Origin of the sequence: Streptomyces sp. NBC_01235 (assembly GCF_035989285.1) — a bacterium.
GTDB lineage: Bacteria > Actinomycetota > Actinomycetes > Streptomycetales > Streptomycetaceae > Streptomyces.
The window spans coordinates 4,106,657-4,122,783 of the sequence record NZ_CP108513.1 but is presented as its reverse complement, the minus strand read 5'-3'; the positions used below and the strand labels follow the sequence as shown (position 1 = coordinate 4,122,783).

Genomic DNA, 16,127 nt, shown 5'->3' with positions numbered 1-16,127 from the left:
GGCAGTACACGTGAGACGGCCCGGCGCCGTCGTAAGACGAGCAGGTGGATACGTGACGAATCTGATGCCCACAGCTGCCGGCGACCCTATCGGTGGTGGCCTCGGCGACCAGGTCTACAACCGGCTGCTCGGCGAGCGGATCATCTTCCTCGGCCAGGCGGTCGACGACGACATCGCCAACAAGATCACCGCACAGCTGCTGCTCCTTGCCTCCGACCCGGACAAGGACATCTACCTCTACATCAACAGCCCCGGCGGATCGATCACGGCCGGCATGGCGATCTACGACACCATGCAGTACATCAAGAACGACGTGGTGACCATCGCCATGGGCATGGCGGCCTCCATGGGCCAGTTCCTGCTCAGCGCCGGCACCCCCGGCAAGCGTTTCGCCCTGCCGAACGCCGAGATCCTGATCCACCAGCCCTCGGCCGGCCTCGCCGGCTCCGCGTCGGACATCAAGATCCACGCCGAGCGGCTGCTGCACACCAAGAAGCGGATGGCGGAGCTGACCGCCTTCCACACCGGCCAGACGGTGGAGCAGGTCACCATCGACTCGGACCGCGACCGCTGGTTCGACCCGATCGAGGCCAAGGAGTACGGCCTCATCGACGACATCATGCCCACCGCGGCCGGCATGCCGGGCGGCGGCGGTACCGGGGCGGCCTGAGGGCCGCTGACGGCAGCAGGGCCGCACAGGGCGCTCCCCGGAGCCCTTGAGCCCCTTCCGAAGTCCAGGAGCCCAGAAGTCCAGAGTCCGGAATTCCGGGAGCCCTCCGAGGCTCTGAGGCCCTCCCGGAGCTCCAGGAAGCCCCTCGGACCCTCCTGGAGCCCGCAAGGACCCTCAGGGTCCCCGGGGGTGACCCAGGACATCGGAAGCCGTCAGCGCCCCGTCCAGCCCCTCCAGCCCACCGCCCCAGCCCTCTCTCCAGGAGACACCGTGAACGACTTCCCCGGCAGCGGCATCTACGCCCGCACCGAGGCCGAATACACCGGCCCCCGCGCCGAGTCCCGCTACGTCATCCCGCGCTTCGTCGAGCGCACCTCCCAGGGCGTCCGCGAGTACGACCCGTACGCGAAGCTCTTCGAGGAGCGCGTGATCTTCCTCGGCGTGCAGATCGACGACGCCTCCGCCAACGACGTCATGGCGCAGCTGCTGTGCCTGGAGTCGATGGACCCCGACCGGGACATCTCGATCTACATCAACAGCCCCGGCGGCTCCTTCACCGCGCTGACGGCCATCTACGACACGATGCAGTTCGTGAAGCCCGACATCCAGACGGTCTGCATGGGCCAGGCGGCCTCCGCCGCCGCGATCCTGCTGGCCGCCGGTACGCCGGGCAAGCGCATGGCGCTGCCGAACGCGCGCGTGCTGATCCACCAGCCGTACAGTGAGACTGGCCGCGGTCAGGTCTCCGACCTGGAGATCGCCGCCAACGAGATCCTCCGGATGCGCGCGCAGCTGGAGGAGATGCTGGCCAAGCACTCCACCACGCCGATCGAGAAGATCCGCGAGGACATCGAGCGCGACAAGATCCTCACGGCCGAGGACGCGCTGGCGTACGGCCTGATCGACCAGATCATCTCCACCCGGAAGATGAACAACGAGTCTCTGCGTTGACGCACGGGGGCGTCCCGTTCGGACCCCTCGGCACGGTGTGACACGGTCCACGTCGCAGTGAACCGTGCCAAGGGGGACCCGAACGGGGGCCCAGGCAAGGTACCGTCGGAATAAGGCAGCACCAGGAGCCGCTGGATTCGAAAGCGTCCAGGCGTCTCCCAGGCGAAGGGGAAGCACACCGTGGCACGCATCGGTGACGGCGGCGATCTGCTCAAGTGCTCGTTCTGCGGCAAGAGCCAGAAGCAGGTCAAGAAGCTCATCGCAGGGCCCGGTGTCTACATCTGCGACGAGTGCATCGATCTCTGCAACGAGATCATCGAGGAAGAGCTCGCGGAGACGAGCGAGGTCCGCTGGGAGGAACTCCCGAAGCCGCGCGAGATCTACGAGTTCCTCGAGGGCTACGTGGTGGGCCAGGAGCCCGCCAAGAAGGCCCTGTCGGTCGCGGTGTACAACCACTACAAGCGCGTCCAGGCCGGTGAGAACGGCGGCGCCCAAGGCCGCGACGACGCGATCGAGTTGGCGAAGTCCAACATCCTCCTGCTCGGCCCCACGGGCTCGGGCAAGACGCTCCTCGCCCAGACCCTGGCGCGCATGCTGAACGTCCCGTTCGCGATCGCCGACGCCACGGCGCTGACCGAGGCGGGGTACGTCGGCGAGGACGTCGAGAACATCCTGCTGAAGCTGATCCAGGCCGCCGACTACGACGTCAAGAAGGCCGAGACCGGGATCATCTACATCGACGAGATCGACAAGGTCGCGAGGAAGAGTGAAAACCCCTCCATCACGCGCGACGTGTCGGGCGAAGGTGTCCAGCAGGCCCTCCTGAAGATCCTCGAGGGCACCACGGCCTCGGTCCCGCCGCAGGGCGGCCGCAAGCACCCGCACCAGGAGTTCATCCAGATCGACACGACGAACGTGCTGTTCATCGTGGGCGGCGCCTTCTCGGGCCTGGAGAAGATCATCGAGACCCGGGCCGGCGCCAAGGGCATCGGCTTCGGCGCGACGATCCGTTCCAAGCGCGAGCTGGAGTCCAAGGACCAGTTCGAGGCCGTCATGCCCGAGGACCTGGTCAAGTTCGGCATGATCCCGGAGTTCATCGGCCGTCTCCCGGTCATCACCTCGGTCCACAACCTGGACCGCGAGGCGCTCCTGCAGATCCTGATCGAGCCGCGCAACGCGCTCGTGAAGCAGTACCAGCGGCTCTTCGAACTCGACGGCGTGGAGCTGGACTTCGAGCGGGAGGCCCTGGAGGCCATCGCCGACCAGGCCATCCTCCGCCAGACCGGCGCCCGCGGCCTGCGCGCCATCATGGAGGAGGTCCTCCAGGCGGTCATGTACGAGGTCCCGTCCCGCAAGGACGTGGCCCGCGTGGTCATCACGGCGGACGTCGTCCTGTCCAACGTCAACCCGACCCTGATCCCGCGCGACGCACGCGGCGGCCGCGGCCCGGGCGAGCAGAAGACGGCGTAGGCGCTCAGAGAACGCCGAAGGGGCCCCGGTCAACCGACCGGGGCCCCTTCGTGGTTGGGCGGCTCAGCAGTCGACTGGCTGAGCCCCCGGGCGGGTCATGCCTTGACGCGGACCTCGTCGCGCAGCTTCGTGGTGATGTCGATCGCCACGTCCTTGGTGATGCCCTTCGTGGCGTCACCCGGCGACACCATGGCGATGGTGCTGTAGTCGGCCCACGCGCAGAACCAGTCGGTCTTCACCTGCTTGGTGGCCTTGTCCGTGCCCTTGGCCGCCTGGCACTTCATGACCGCGCCGTCGAGGTCGGCCTCCTCCGGCTCGCCGACCAGCTCGGCGTCCGAGGCGGTGCTGCTGCTGTCGGAGGAGCTCTCCTCGGACGACTTCTTGAAGTTGGCGAAGAACGTGTCCAGCGCCTTCTCGGGGTCGTCGATCGTTCCGTAGGCGCCGGCGTAGGTGATGCCCTTGGCCGTCGCGAGCTCGGACGCGTCGGGAACGGTGCTCGGGTCGTCGGGGTCGTACCCGGTCAGGTCCGCCGTCGAGTAGACGCCGATCACGCTCTTGCCGTTCTTGACGCCGCTCTTCTCCAGGTCGGCGGCCGAGTCGTCGCTCGCGCTCGCGCCGTCCTTGGAGGCCCGCTTGTAGTCGGTGAGCACGGTCGCCGGCGTCGACAGCTTGTGCGCGCCGTCGTCCTTGAGGCCGCCGGCGCTGCTGCTCCCGCCGAGCACGAAGTACGCGCCCACGCCGATCGCCGCCACGACCGCCACCGCGCCGACGATGATGGCCGACTTCTTGCCGCCGCCGCTCGGCGCCGGGGGCTGCGGGACGCCGTAGGGAGGCTGGCCGTAGGGCGGCTGCTGGCCGTAAGGAGGGGTCGGCGGCTGGCCGTACGGCGGCTGCTGGCCGTAGGGCGGGGTCTGCGGCGGGACGCCCTGCGGGGGCTGCTGCGGGTAGCCGTAGCCGGGCTGCGGGGCGGGGGGCTGCTGGGGGTAGCCGTAGCCGGGCTGGGGCGCCTGCGGCGGCTGGCCGTACGGTCCGGGCTGGCCGTACGGTCCGGGCTGCTGGGGCTGCCCGCCGTACGGGCCCGGCTGGTTGTGACTCATTTCTGGGTTCCCCTCCAGATGCTTATGTGATTTTCACATCCTGGCTCAAAGCCAACACCTGCACGGCAGCGGGGCCCCTACCGTTACAGAGCAAACACGTTTCGGGACGGCCCGGTGACACCCCTAAACTGGCCCCGTGACCGAGAACGCTCAGCAGCAGCCATCAGCGCCCCCCATCGAACTGCCGACCCAGTACGCGCCGGCCGACGTAGAGGGGCCGCTGTACGAGCGCTGGGTAGAGCGCGGTTACTTCGAGGCCGACGCGAAGAGCGACAAGCCTCCGTACACGATCGTCATCCCGCCGCCGAACGTCACGGGCAGCCTGCACCTGGGGCACGCCTTCGAGCACACGCTCATCGACGCCCTCACCCGCCGCAAGCGCATGCAGGGCTACGAGACGCTGTGGCAGCCCGGCATGGACCACGCCGGCATCGCCACGCAGAACGTCGTCGAGCGTGAACTGGGCAAGGAGGGCAAGTCCCGGCACGACCTCGGCCGTGAGGCGTTCGTCGAGCGCGTCTGGCAGTGGAAGGGCGAGTCCGGCGGCCAGATCGGCGGCCAGATGCGCCGCCTGGGCGACGGCGTCGCGTGGTCGCGCGAGCGCTTCACCATGGACGAGGGACTCTCCCAGGCCGTCCAGACCATCTTCAAGCGGCTCTACGACGACGAGCTGATCTACCGCGCCGAGCGCATCATCAACTGGTGTCCGCGCTGTCTCACCGCGATCTCCGACATCGAGGTCGAGTACCAGGACGACGACGGCGAGCTCGTCTCCATGAAGTACGGCGAGGGGGACGACACCATCGTCGTCGCCACCACGCGCGCGGAGACGATGCTCGGTGACACGGCCGTCGCCGTCCACCCCGACGACGAGCGCTACAAGCACCTGGTCGGCAAGGAGATCCGCCTCCCGCTGACCGACCGCTTCATCCCCGTCGTCGCCGACACGCACGTCGACCCGGAGTTCGGCACCGGCGCCGTCAAGGTGACCCCGGCGCACGACCCGAACGACTTCGAGATCGGCCAGCGTCACAACCTGCCGTCCCTCACGATCATGGACGAGCACGCCGTCATCACCGCCCACGGCCCCTTCCAGGGCCTGGACCGGCTCGAGGCCCGCTCCGCCATCGTCGCCGCGCTGCGCGCGGAGGGCCGGATCGTCGCCGAGAAGCGGCCCTACGTCCACTCCGTCGGCCACTGCTCGCGCTGCAAGACGACCATCGAGCCGCGCCTGTCCATGCAGTGGTGGGTCAAGGTCGGGCCGCTGGCGAAGGCGGCCGGTGACGCCGTCCGCGACGGCCGCGTCAAGATCCACCCGCAGGAGATGGAGAAGCGGTACTTCGACTGGGTCGACAACCTCCACGACTGGTGCATCTCACGGCAGTTGTGGTGGGGGCACCGGATCCCGGTCTGGTACGGCCCGAACGGCGAGGTCGTCTGCGTCGGTCCTGACGACGAGGCGCCGACCGGCGAGGGCTGGCGTCAGGACACCGACGTCCTCGACACCTGGTTCTCCTCCGGCCTGTGGCCGTTCTCGACGCTCGGCTGGCCCGAACAGACCGAGTCGCTCGCGAAGTTCTACCCGAACTCCGTCCTGGTCACCGGCTACGACATCCTCTTCTTCTGGGTCGCCCGGATGATGATGTTCGGCCTGTACGCGATGGACGGCACCCCGCCGTTCCACACCATCGCCCTGCACGGCATGGTCCGCGACCAGTTCGGCAAGAAGATGTCGAAGTCCTTCGGCAACGCGGTCAACCCGCTGGACTGGATGGACAAGTACGGCTCCGACGCGCTCCGGTTCACCCTGGCCCGTGGCGCCAACCCCGGGGTCGACGTCCCGATCGGCGAGGACTGGGTCCAGGGCTCCCGCAACTTCGCCAACAAGATCTGGAACGCGACGCGCTTCGCGCTGATGAACGGCGCCACGGTCGACGGTCCGCTGCCGGACGCCTCGAAGATGTCGGCGACCGACCGCTGGATCCTCTCCCGCCTCAACTCGGTCGTCGCCGAAGTCGACGCGCTCTACGAGGACTTCCAGTTCGCGAAGCTCTCCGACGCGCTGTTCCACTTCGCCTGGGACGAGGTCTTCGACTGGTACGTCGAGCTGTCCAAGACGACGTTCATGGCCGGCGGCGAGCCCGCGAAGGTCTCCGGCCGCGTCCTCGGCGAGGTCCTCGACGTCACCCTCAAGCTGCTGCACCCGATCGTCCCGTTCGTCACCGAGACACTCTGGACGACGCTGACCGGCGGCGAGTCGGTCGTCATCGCCGAGTGGCCGAAGGACTCGGGCTTCCGGGACGCCGGAGCCGAGCGGGAGATCGAGAGCCTCCAGTCGGTGATCACCGAGGTCCGCCGCTTCCGCGCCGACCAGGGTCTCCAGCCGGGGCAGCGGGTCCCGGCCCGCCTCACGCTGGACGGCACGCCGTTCGCGGCGCACGAGGCCGCCGTCCGCCAGCTCCTGCGCCTCCAGCCGGAGGGCGAGAGCTTCTCGGCGACGGCGACCCTGCCGGTCGCGGGCGCCACGGTCGCGCTGGACCTGTCCGGCACGATCGACGTGGCCGCCGAGCGCAAGCGCCTGGCCAAGGACCTGGCCGCCGCCGAGAAGGAGAAGGCCCAGGCGGGCGCCAAGCTGGGCAACGAGGCGTTCCTCGCGAAGGCCCCGGACAACGTGGTGGAGAAGATCCGCACCCGCCTCGCCAAGGCGGACGAGGACATCGCCCGCATCCAGACCCAGCTGGAACGCCTGCCGGAGGCGTAACCACCAGTACGCAGACGAAGGCCCTCGCGACCAGTACGGTTCCGGGGGCCTTCGCCTACGTCTGTCAGCAGCCGTCCGTAGACTGGCCCTGTGACTGAAAGCGACCCGTTCGACGAGATCGTCGCCGCCGAGACCGACCGCGACCCGGACCTCGCGGTCATCGAGGCCGGCAGCCGCACCCTGCGTACCCAGGGCGGAGCCCCCGGCGCAGACGTGCCCGCGCGTCCCGAGGACCCCGAGGTCGACAAGGCCCTGCGCGAGGTCGAGGCGGAGCTGGCCACCCGCTGGGGCGAGACCAAGCTGGAGCCCTCCGTCGGCCGCATCGCCGCGCTGATGGACGTGCTGGGGGACCCGCAGCGCTCGTACCCCTCGATCCACATCACCGGGACGAACGGCAAGACGTCCACCGCCCGCATGATCGAGGCGCTTCTCGGCGCCTTCGAGCTGCGCACCGGCCGGTACACGAGCCCCCACGTCCAGTCGATCACCGAGCGGATCAGCCTGGACGGCGCGCCGATCTCCGCCGAGCGGTTCATCGAGACGTACCAGGACATCAAGCCGTACGTCGAGATGGTCGACGCCCAGCAGGAGTACCGGCTGTCCTTCTTCGAGGTGCTCACCGGCATGGCGTACGCCGCCTTCGCGGACGCGCCCGCCGACGTCGCCGTCGTGGAAGTGGGGATGGGCGGCTCGTGGGACGCGACGAACGTCATCGACGGTGACGTCGCCGTCGTCACGCCCATCGACCTCGACCACACCGACCGGCTCGGGGAGACGCCCGCCGCGATCGCCGCCGAGAAGGGCGGGATCATCAAGCAGGACGCGACGGTCATCCTGGCCCAGCAGCCCGTCGACGCGGCCCAGGTGCTGCTGAAGAAGGCCGTCGAGGTCGACGCGACCGTGGCCCGGGAAGGGCTGGAGTTCGGGGTCGTCGCCCGGCATGTCGCCGTCGGCGGGCAGCTGATCACCCTGCGCGGGCTGGGCGGCGAGTACCCCGAGGTGTACCTGCCCCTGCACGGTCCCTACCAGGCGCACAACGCGGCCGTCGCGCTCGCCGCCGTCGAGGCGTTCTTCGGTGTCGGCTCCCAGCGGCCCGAGCCGCTCGACATCGACACGGTCCGCAAGGCCTTCGCGGCCGTCTCCTCCCCGGGCCGCCTCGAGGTCGTACGGCGCTCCCCGACCGTCGTCCTCGACGCCGCGCACAACCCGGCCGGGGCCCGCGCCACCGCCGAGGCCGTCGGCGAGGCCTTCGACTTCAGCCGGCTGATCGGAGTGGTCGGGGCCAGCGGCGACAAGAACGTGCGGGGGCTCCTGGAGGCCTTCGAGCCGATCTTCGCGGAGATCGTCGTCACCCAGAACTCCAGCCACCGTGCGATGGACGCCGACGAGTTGGCGGCGATCGCCGTCGAGGTGTTCGGCGACGACCGCGTCCAGGTCGAGCCGCGGCTGCCCGACGCCCTGGAGGCGGCGATCACTCTCGCCGAGGAGGACGGCGAGTTCGCCGGCGGCGGCGTGCTGGTCACCGGTTCCGTCATCACCGTCGGCGAGGCCCGACTGCTTCTCGGGAAGGGCTGAGGTCCCCGCCATGCGTACGCTCTGCTCCTCGACCCTGATCGGCGAGTTCTTCGTCATCGGCTTCGCCGGTCTGGTCGCCATGAAGGACGCCGACCTGTCCCCGTCCACGGTGTGGACGGTCTGCGGCATCGCCATGCTCCTCAGCGTGCTGTTGTGCGGCATGGTCACCCGGCCCGGGGGCGTCGCTCTCGGCTGGGCGCTGCAGATCGCCCTCGTCGCGTCCGGCTTCTTCGTCCCGATCATGTTCTTCATGGGGGTGCTCTTCGGGGCCCTGTGGTGGGCGTCGGTGCACTTCGGCAGGAAGGTCGACGAGGCGAAGGCCCGCTTCGCCGCGCAGGCCGCAGCCGCCTCTCCGGATACTGCTGACGCTGCGTAACAGGTTTCCGGACACGCCCTGTAACCTCATCCCACCGCACACACCGGCAGTAGATACCGGCAGTAGAAGGAGTCACCCCGTGAGCCAGCGCACCCTCGTCCTGCTCAAGCCCGACGCCGTCCGTCGTGGCCTGACCGGCGAGATCATCAGCCGTATCGAGCGCAAGGCCGGCTGGCAGATCACCGCGCTGGAGCTGCGGACCCTGGACCAGGACACGCTGGAGCAGCACTACGGCGAGCACAAGGGCAAGCCCTTCTACGAGCCGCTGGTCGAGTTCATGGCCTCCGGTCCGGTCGTCGCGCTGATCGTCGAGGGCGAGCGGGTCATCGAGGGTGTGCGCGCGCTCGCCGGTCCGACCGACCCGATCGCCGCCGCCCCCGGCTCCATTCGCGGCGACTACGGCGTCATCGTCCGCGAGAACCTGATCCACGCCTCCGACTCCGAGGAGTCCGCCGAGCGCGAGGTGAAGATCTTCTTCCCCGGTCGTGTCTGAGACCGACCGCGGCCGACGCGGCTGAAACGGGCGATCGAGGGAACGTGAGCCCCCGAACGCCCGTCTCCAGAAGCGAACCCACACAGCATCTGCAAACAATGGCGGAGACCGCTCCGCAGTGTCCGTGCAGGCGCGTTTACGATGGAAGCCTTCACGTCACAGCACCCACCACGCCGACCTGAAAAGCCCTCAAAGCTCATGGAAGGCCAGTCGAATCCTGATGGGGAACTCAATGTCGTTCATCGGCCGTGACATGGCTGTCGACCTCGGGACCGCCAACACGCTGGTGTACGTCAGGGGTCGCGGGATCGTACTCAACGAGCCGTCCGTCGTCGCGATCAACACCAACACCGGTGGCATCCTCGCGGTCGGCGCCGAAGCGAAGAAGATGATCGGGCGCACACCCGGCAACATCGTTGCCGTGCGTCCGCTGAAGGACGGCGTGATCGCCGACTTCGAGATCACCGAGCGGATGCTCCGCTACTTCATCCTGAAGATCCACAAGCGGCGGTATCTGGCTCGTCCGCGGGTCGTCGTCTGTGTGCCTTCGGGCATCACGGGCGTCGAGCGCCGCGCCGTCATCGAGGCGTCGACCCAGGCCGGCGCCCGTCAGGTGCACATCATCGAGGAGCCCATGGCCGCGGCCATCGGCTCGGGCCTGCCGGTCCACGAGGCCACGGGCAACATGGTGGTGGACATCGGCGGCGGCACCACGGAGGTCGCGGTCATCTCGCTCGGAGGCATCGTCACCGCCCAGTCCATCCGTGTCGCGGGCGACGAACTGGACAACGCGATCATCCAGCACATCAAGAAGGAGTACAGCCTCCTCCTCGGTGAGCGGACCGCCGAACAGATCAAGATCACGATCGGTTCGGCGTACGACCTCGACGACGACCAGCACACCGAAATCCGCGGCCGGGACCTCGTCTCCGGTCTGCCCAAGACCGTCGTCGTCTCGGCCGCCGAGGTGCGCAAGGCCATCGAGGAACCGGTCAACGCGATCGTCGACGCCGTGAAGACCACTCTCGACAAGTGTCCCCCGGAGTTGTCCGGCGACATCATGGACCGCGGAATCGTTCTGACCGGCGGCGGAGCCCTGTTGCGCGGTCTGGACGAGCGGCTGCGCCGGGAGACCGGCATGCCCATCCACATCGCCGAGGACCCGCTGGACAGCGTGGCGCTCGGTTCCGGCAAGTGCGTCGAGGAGTTCGAGGCGCTCCAGCAGGTGCTGGACGCCGCGCCCCGCAGATGACGTAACGCTTCGATTCCGCCGTACGGGACGATCTCCTCTCGTGCGGCGGATCGTTGATATCGAGGCATAAGCTCCCACAAAGCGCCCTTGGTCATCCTGGCCCGGGGCTACCCGAATTCCTGAACCTGCTTCCTGAACCTGCTTCCTGATTCTGATCCTGGTTTTTTCTCTCGAGGAAGGGCACGGCCGCCGCACGTGAGGGACACACGAGAGAGCCGGCTGCTCCTGGTGCTGCTGATCGCCATCGCGTTCGCGCTGATCACGGTGGACATCCGCGGCGGTGAGGACTCCCCGGTCGACGGCGCCCGGCAGGCCGCGGCCGCGGCCTTCGGTCCGATCGAGGACGGTGTGTCGTCGGCGGTGGATCCCGTCGGCAACGCCGTCTCCGCCGTCCGTGACTCCGGCGCACGCCATGACCGGCTCTCCGAGCTGGAGAAGGAGAACGCGGCCCTCAAGGCGAAACTCGGCAGCGACGACCGCAACCGCAGCCGCCTCGCGCAGCTCGACAAGATGCTGAAGATCGCCGGCGCGGGCCAGTACGGCATCAAGGGCGCGGAGGTCATCGCGATAGGAGCGGCCCAGGGCTTCTCCTGGACCATCACCATCGACGTCGGCGCGAACGACGGCGTCAAGCGCGACATGACGGTCCTGAACGGGGACGGGCTCGTCGGACGGGTCACCACCGTCGGACCCGACACCTCGACCGTGCTCCTCGCCTCCGACCCCGACTTCACCGTCGGCACCCGGATGGAGGCGTCCGACGAGCTCGGCTTCACCTCCGGGCAGGGCGACCGGCCGCTGCGCGTCGAACTCCTCAACGGCAAGGCCGACGTGAAGAAGGGCGACCGGCTGGTCACCTTCGGTTCGCAGGCCGACAAGCCTTTTGTGCCCGGCGTCCCCGTCGGCGTCGTCTCCCGCGTCGACCCCTCCGGCGGCGACCTCACCCGCACCCTCTACGTCACGCCGTACGTCAGCTTCACCAAGCTCGACATCGTCGGCGTCGTCGTCCAGGCCCCGAAGAAGGACCCGCGCGACACCGTGCTCCCCTCGAAGCCCAAACCGGTCCCCACGCCGACGGTGACCGTCACGGTCACTCCGAACGCGAACGCACCCGAAGACGGCCAGCAGCAGTAGGAGCTGACAACCCCCATGCGCGTCAACCGGATCCTGCTCTCCGTCCCGCTGGTCGTCGTCGCCCTGGTGGTCCAGGTGAGCGTCCTCGCCCGCCTCCACCTCCCCGGCGCCGTCCCCGACCTCCTCCTGCTCACCGTCCTGGGCCTCGCCATGGTCTACGGCCATGTCGGCGGCGCCCTCATCGGCTTCGGCGCCGGTCTGCTGGCCGACCTCGCCCCGCCCGCCGACCACGCCGCCGGGCGCTATGCCCTCGTGCTGTGCGTGATCGGCTACCTCGCCGGGCTCATCAAGCCCGAGAACGGGCAGATCAAGTCGGCCACCGGTCCGATGGTCGTGGTCGTCGGCGCCGCGATCGGCTCCACCCTGCTGTACGCGGGGGTCGGCGCCCTCGTCGGCGACACCGCCGCCCGCCATGTCGGCCTCACCGGGCTGCTGTTCACGGCCGCCCTGTACGACCTGCTGCTCGCCCCGTTCGTGGTCCCGGCGATCATGTTCCTGGCGCGGCGCGCCGAGAACGACCCCCTCGCGGAGACCAACTCCGCCGCCAAGAGCGCCAACATCTCCTCCGGCTGGCTCTCCTCCGGGACGGGGCTGAGGATCGGCGGGCAGCGGGGCGGCCTGAAGCTGAAGGCGGCCAAGTCGCGGGCGACCCGGGCGGGTCGCATCAAGGGGGTCAAGCGGCTGTGAACGCCGTCGCCCGCGCACGGAGCGCGCCAGTGGATGAATCACCCGAACGGGGAAGTTCGAGCGGAACGAGGCCTCACAGGCCGGTCGTTCATCATGCGTACGCACGCACAGCCGCACACACGTCCGCGCACTGAGAGGGGGAGACAGCCGCAGTGACCAATATTCCCGAGACCGGTCGGACACCACGGGTCCAGATCCGGCTCGTCGTGATCCAGATTCTCGTCCTCTCCCTGCTCGGCACCCTCGGCGGCCGCCTGTGGTACCTGCAGATCCGGGAGGGCGCGGCGTACGCCAAGGAGGCCTCCGGCAACCACGTCCAACAGGTCGTCGAACCCGCCGTGCGCGGCTCGATCCTGGACGCGCGGGGCGTGCCGCTCGCCGACAACGAGACGCGGCTGGTGGTATCCGCCTCCCGCACGGACCTGTTGAAGCAGCCGGACGACGGCAAGGCGGTCCTGACCAAGCTCGCGGGCGTCCTCGGCATGAAGACCGAGGAGGTCATGCTGAAGGTGCGGCTGTGCGACGCGCAGACCCCGCAGCCCTGCTGGAACGGCTCGCCCTACCAGCCGATCCCCATCACCGACGAGGCCACCGCCAAGCAGGCCCTGCAGATCCGCGAGCGCGCCGAGGACTTCCCCGGCATCACCGCCGAGCCCGAGGCCGTGCGCCGTTACGCCGCTCCCGGCAACGCCAACACCGCCCAGGTCCTCGGCTACCTCTCCCCGGTCACGGACGAGGAGATCACCAAGGCCCAGGACACCGACTCGCCCTTCCTGCGCTCCGACCAGGTCGGCCGCTCCGGGCTGGAGCGCCAGTACGACAAGGAGCTGCGCGGCAAGGCCGGCGTCACCCGCTACGAGGTCGACAACCTCGGGCGCGTCATCGGCCAGGCCGAGGCGGACGCGGCGGAGCCCGGCTCCAACCTCGTCACCAGCATCGACGCCCGCGTGCAGCGGGTCGCCGAGTACGAGCTGAACAACGCGATGAAGATCGCCCGCACCCAGTTCGACAAGATCACCGGCGAGAACTACAAGGCCGACTCCGGAGCGGTCGTGGTGATGGAGGCCAAGACCGGCCGGGTCGTCGCCATGGCATCCGCCCCGACCTACGACCCCAACGTCTGGGTCGGCGGGATCTCCGCCAAGGACTACAAGAAGCTCACCGGGAAGAACTCCGACTACCCGCTGCTGAACCGGGCCATACAGGGTCAGTCCGCGCCCGGTTCGACGTTCAAGGTGGTCTCCACGGCCGCCGCGGTCGAGGCGGGCTACGAGTGGGACGGCGGCTACCCGTGCACCAGCTCGTACTCGGTGGGCGGCCAGGTCTTCAAGAACTTCGAGGGGGAGAACTTCGGCCCCATCTCGCTCGGCCGGGCCCTCGAGGTCTCCTGCGACACCGTCTTCTACGGACTCGCCGACCGGGAATGGAAGAAGGACGGAGGCATCAACCCGAAGAAGGGTGAGCCCAAGGACTTCTTCTACAAGGCCGCCCACCAGTTCGGCCTCGGCAAGGAGACCGGCATCGACCTGCCCAACGAGGTCACCGGCCGGGTCCCGGACCGTCAGTGGAAGGAGTCCTACTGGAAGGCCAACAAGGACTCCTGGTGCAAGTCCGGTAAGAAGGACGGCAGTTACGTCGAGAAGATCGCGTACGAGAACTGCCTCGAGGGCAACAAGATGCGCGAGGGCGACTCGATCAACTACTCCATCGGCCAGGGTGACACTCTCGTCACGCCGATCCAGGAGGCCGTGATCTACGGGGCGCTCGCCAACGGCGGCACGATGTACACCCCGACCATCGGCAAGGCGATCGTCAGCGCCGACGGCAGGACCGTCCAGGAGATCAAGCCCAAGGTCCAGGGCAAGCTGCCGATCACCAAGGCGACGATCAAGGGCATGGACGCCGCACTGGAGGGCGTGGTCACCCGAGGTACCGCCGCCTGGAAGTTCGGCGGCTGGCCGCAGGAGGAGATCCCGCTGCACGCCAAGACCGGAACCGCGGAGGTCTACGGCAAGCAGACGACGTCCTGGCTCGCCACGTACAGCAAGGACTACACGGTCGTCATGACGATCGCCCAGGCCGGTACCGGCTCGGGCGCCTCCGGTGAGGCCGTGCGGCACATCTACAACGCGATGTACGGCGTCTCCGACGACGGCAAGGTCGACAAGAAGAACGCCCTGCTGCCCACCCCGCAGACCAGCCTGCCGAAGGTGCAGGCGGACGGCACGATCAAGGCCCCGAAGGTCTCCAAGGACCCGGCGAAGGAGCAGCGCGTCAGCCAGGAGGGCACGCCCGAGCCGGACGAGTCGCAGCCCGGGGCCACCGTGCAACAGAACACGAGCACCAACCGCGACACCCGCAGGCGACGGCGGAAGCGGGGAAGCCGGAGGATGTGCACATGACCGGCGTGAACAGCTTCTCCGTCTCCGGATACGGGCCCGGGCGGGCCGGCTGGACGCGGGTCTTCGCCCGTGACTCGCTGGCCCGGCGTCTGGACTGGCCGATACTGCTGTCGGCGATCTCCCTGTCGCTGATCGGCTCGCTCCTGGTCTTCTCGGCGACCCGCAACCGCACCGAGATCAACCAGGGCGACCCGTACTACTTCCTCATCCGCCACCTCATGAACACCGGCATCGGGCTCGCCCTGATGATCGCCACGGTCTGGCTGGGCCACCGCACCCTGCGCAACGCGGTACCGGTCCTGTACGGGCTCTCGCTCATGGGGATCCTGGCGGTGCTGACCCCGCTGGGCTCGACGGTCAACGGCGCGCACTCCTGGATCGTGCTCGGCGGCGGCTTCTCGCTCCAGCCCTCGGAGTTCGTGAAGATCACGATCATCCTGGGCATGGCGATGCTGCTGGCGGCCCGGGTCGACGCGGGCGACAAGCTCTACCCCGACCACCGCACGGTGGTCCAGGCACTCGGCCTCGCGGCCGTCCCCATGCTGATCGTCATGCTGATGCCCGACCTCGGGTCGGTCATGGTGATGGTGATGATCGTGCTGGGCCTGCTGCTGGCCTCCGGCGCCTCCAACCGCTGGGTCTTCGGACTTCTCGGCGCGGGCGCGGTCGGCACGATCGCCGTCTGGCAGCTGCACATCCTGGACGAGTACCAGATCGCCCGCTTCGCAGCCTTCGCCAACCCCAGCCTCGACCCCGCCGGCGTCGGCTACAACACCAATCAGGCACGCATCGCCATCGGCTCCGGCGGCCTCACGGGGGCCGGGCTGTTCCACGGCTCGCAGACCACGGGCCAGTTCGTCCCGGAACAGCAGACGGACTTCGTCTTCACCGTCGCGGGCGAGGAACTGGGCTTCATGGGCGCGGGCCTGATCATCGTGCTGCTCGGGGTGCTCCTGTGGCGCGCCTGCCGTATCGCCCGCGAGACGACCGAGCTGTACGGCACGATCGTCGCCGCCGGCATCGTGGCCTGGTTCGCCTTCCAGTCCTTCGAGAACATCGGGATGACTCTGGGGATCATGCCGGTGACGGGGCTGCCGCTGCCGTTCGTCTCGTACGGAGGTTCGTCGATGTTCTCGGTGTGGGTGGCGGTGGGGCTGTTGCAGTCCATCCGGGTGCAGCGACCCATGTCGGCGTAGGACGCCTGGGACATCCAGGTGGTGCAGGGGGATCCAGGGGGTGTAAGGCGCCAGTCACCTTCT

Annotated in this window: 13 protein-coding genes; 12 read left to right on the top strand and 1 reads right to left on the bottom strand. The window is 68.7% G+C overall.

Going from position 1 to position 16,127, the window contains the following annotated elements:
* Nucleotides 1-64: 64 nt before the first annotated feature.
* The 3 genes from OG289_RS18105 (at nucleotide 65) to clpX (ending at nucleotide 3,091) form a co-directional block, all read left to right on the top strand.
* The gene (locus tag OG289_RS18105; protein WP_079662264.1) at nucleotides 65-670 is read left to right on the top strand and encodes an ATP-dependent Clp protease proteolytic subunit; all 606 of its coding nucleotides are present in this window, start codon (nucleotides 65-67) and stop codon (nucleotides 668-670) included.
* 270 nt (nucleotides 671-940) lie between these two features.
* Nucleotides 941-1,621, top strand: a complete 681-nt coding sequence (locus OG289_RS18100) for an ATP-dependent Clp protease proteolytic subunit (protein ID WP_327315057.1) — start codon at nucleotides 941-943, stop codon at nucleotides 1,619-1,621.
* Between the two features lie 180 nt (nucleotides 1,622-1,801).
* The gene (clpX, locus tag OG289_RS18095) at nucleotides 1,802-3,091 is read left to right on the top strand and encodes an ATP-dependent Clp protease ATP-binding subunit ClpX (protein ID WP_079662266.1); all 1,290 of its coding nucleotides are present in this window, start codon (nucleotides 1,802-1,804) and stop codon (nucleotides 3,089-3,091) included.
* Between the two features lie 95 nt (nucleotides 3,092-3,186).
* Here clpX and OG289_RS18090 read toward each other — a convergent pair whose 3' ends face one another.
* Nucleotides 3,187-4,188 (bottom strand): hypothetical protein, encoded by a 1,002-nt coding sequence (locus OG289_RS18090; protein ID WP_327315056.1) that lies wholly within the window; start codon nucleotides 4,186-4,188, stop codon nucleotides 3,187-3,189.
* Nucleotides 4,189-4,324: 136 nt separating this feature from the next.
* On the opposite strand from OG289_RS18090, the gene OG289_RS18085 reads away from it, so the two are divergent.
* The 9 genes from OG289_RS18085 (at nucleotide 4,325) to rodA (ending at nucleotide 16,064) form a co-directional block, all read left to right on the top strand.
* Complete coding sequence (locus OG289_RS18085) at nucleotides 4,325-6,949, top strand: valine--tRNA ligase (protein ID WP_327315055.1); 2,625 nt, start codon at nucleotides 4,325-4,327, stop codon at nucleotides 6,947-6,949.
* 90 nt (nucleotides 6,950-7,039) lie between these two features.
* A complete protein-coding gene (gene folC / locus OG289_RS18080; RefSeq protein WP_327315054.1) occupies nucleotides 7,040-8,524 on the top strand; it encodes a bifunctional tetrahydrofolate synthase/dihydrofolate synthase in 1,485 nt (494 codons plus the stop codon).
* A 10-nt stretch (nucleotides 8,525-8,534) separates the two neighbouring features.
* Nucleotides 8,535-8,900, top strand: a complete 366-nt coding sequence (locus tag OG289_RS18075) for a DUF4233 domain-containing protein (RefSeq protein ID WP_327315053.1) — start codon at nucleotides 8,535-8,537, stop codon at nucleotides 8,898-8,900.
* Between the two features lie 79 nt (nucleotides 8,901-8,979).
* Nucleotides 8,980-9,393, top strand: coding sequence for a nucleoside-diphosphate kinase (gene ndk, locus OG289_RS18070; protein WP_079662271.1), 414 nt, complete (start codon nucleotides 8,980-8,982; stop codon nucleotides 9,391-9,393).
* A 232-nt stretch (nucleotides 9,394-9,625) separates the two neighbouring features.
* Complete coding sequence (locus tag OG289_RS18065; RefSeq protein WP_319671828.1) at nucleotides 9,626-10,645, top strand: rod shape-determining protein; 1,020 nt, start codon at nucleotides 9,626-9,628, stop codon at nucleotides 10,643-10,645.
* Between the two features lie 195 nt (nucleotides 10,646-10,840).
* Nucleotides 10,841-11,779, top strand: a complete 939-nt coding sequence (gene mreC, locus OG289_RS18060) for a rod shape-determining protein MreC (RefSeq protein WP_327315052.1) — start codon at nucleotides 10,841-10,843, stop codon at nucleotides 11,777-11,779.
* A 15-nt stretch (nucleotides 11,780-11,794) separates the two neighbouring features.
* Nucleotides 11,795-12,466: a rod shape-determining protein MreD gene (gene mreD / locus OG289_RS18055; protein ID WP_327315051.1), complete on the top strand. Its 672-nt coding sequence runs from the start codon at nucleotides 11,795-11,797 to the stop codon at nucleotides 12,464-12,466.
* Nucleotides 12,467-12,618: 152 nt separating this feature from the next.
* The gene (mrdA, locus tag OG289_RS18050) at nucleotides 12,619-14,868 is read left to right on the top strand and encodes a penicillin-binding protein 2 (RefSeq protein WP_327315050.1); all 2,250 of its coding nucleotides are present in this window, start codon (nucleotides 12,619-12,621) and stop codon (nucleotides 14,866-14,868) included.
* Nucleotides 14,865-16,064 carry a rod shape-determining protein RodA gene (rodA, locus tag OG289_RS18045; RefSeq protein ID WP_327315049.1) on the top strand — a complete coding sequence of 400 codons (1,200 nt, stop codon included), beginning with the start codon at nucleotides 14,865-14,867 and terminating at the stop codon, nucleotides 16,062-16,064. The genes mrdA and rodA overlap by 4 nt, the downstream gene beginning before the upstream one ends.
* Nucleotides 16,065-16,127: the final 63 nt, after the last annotated feature.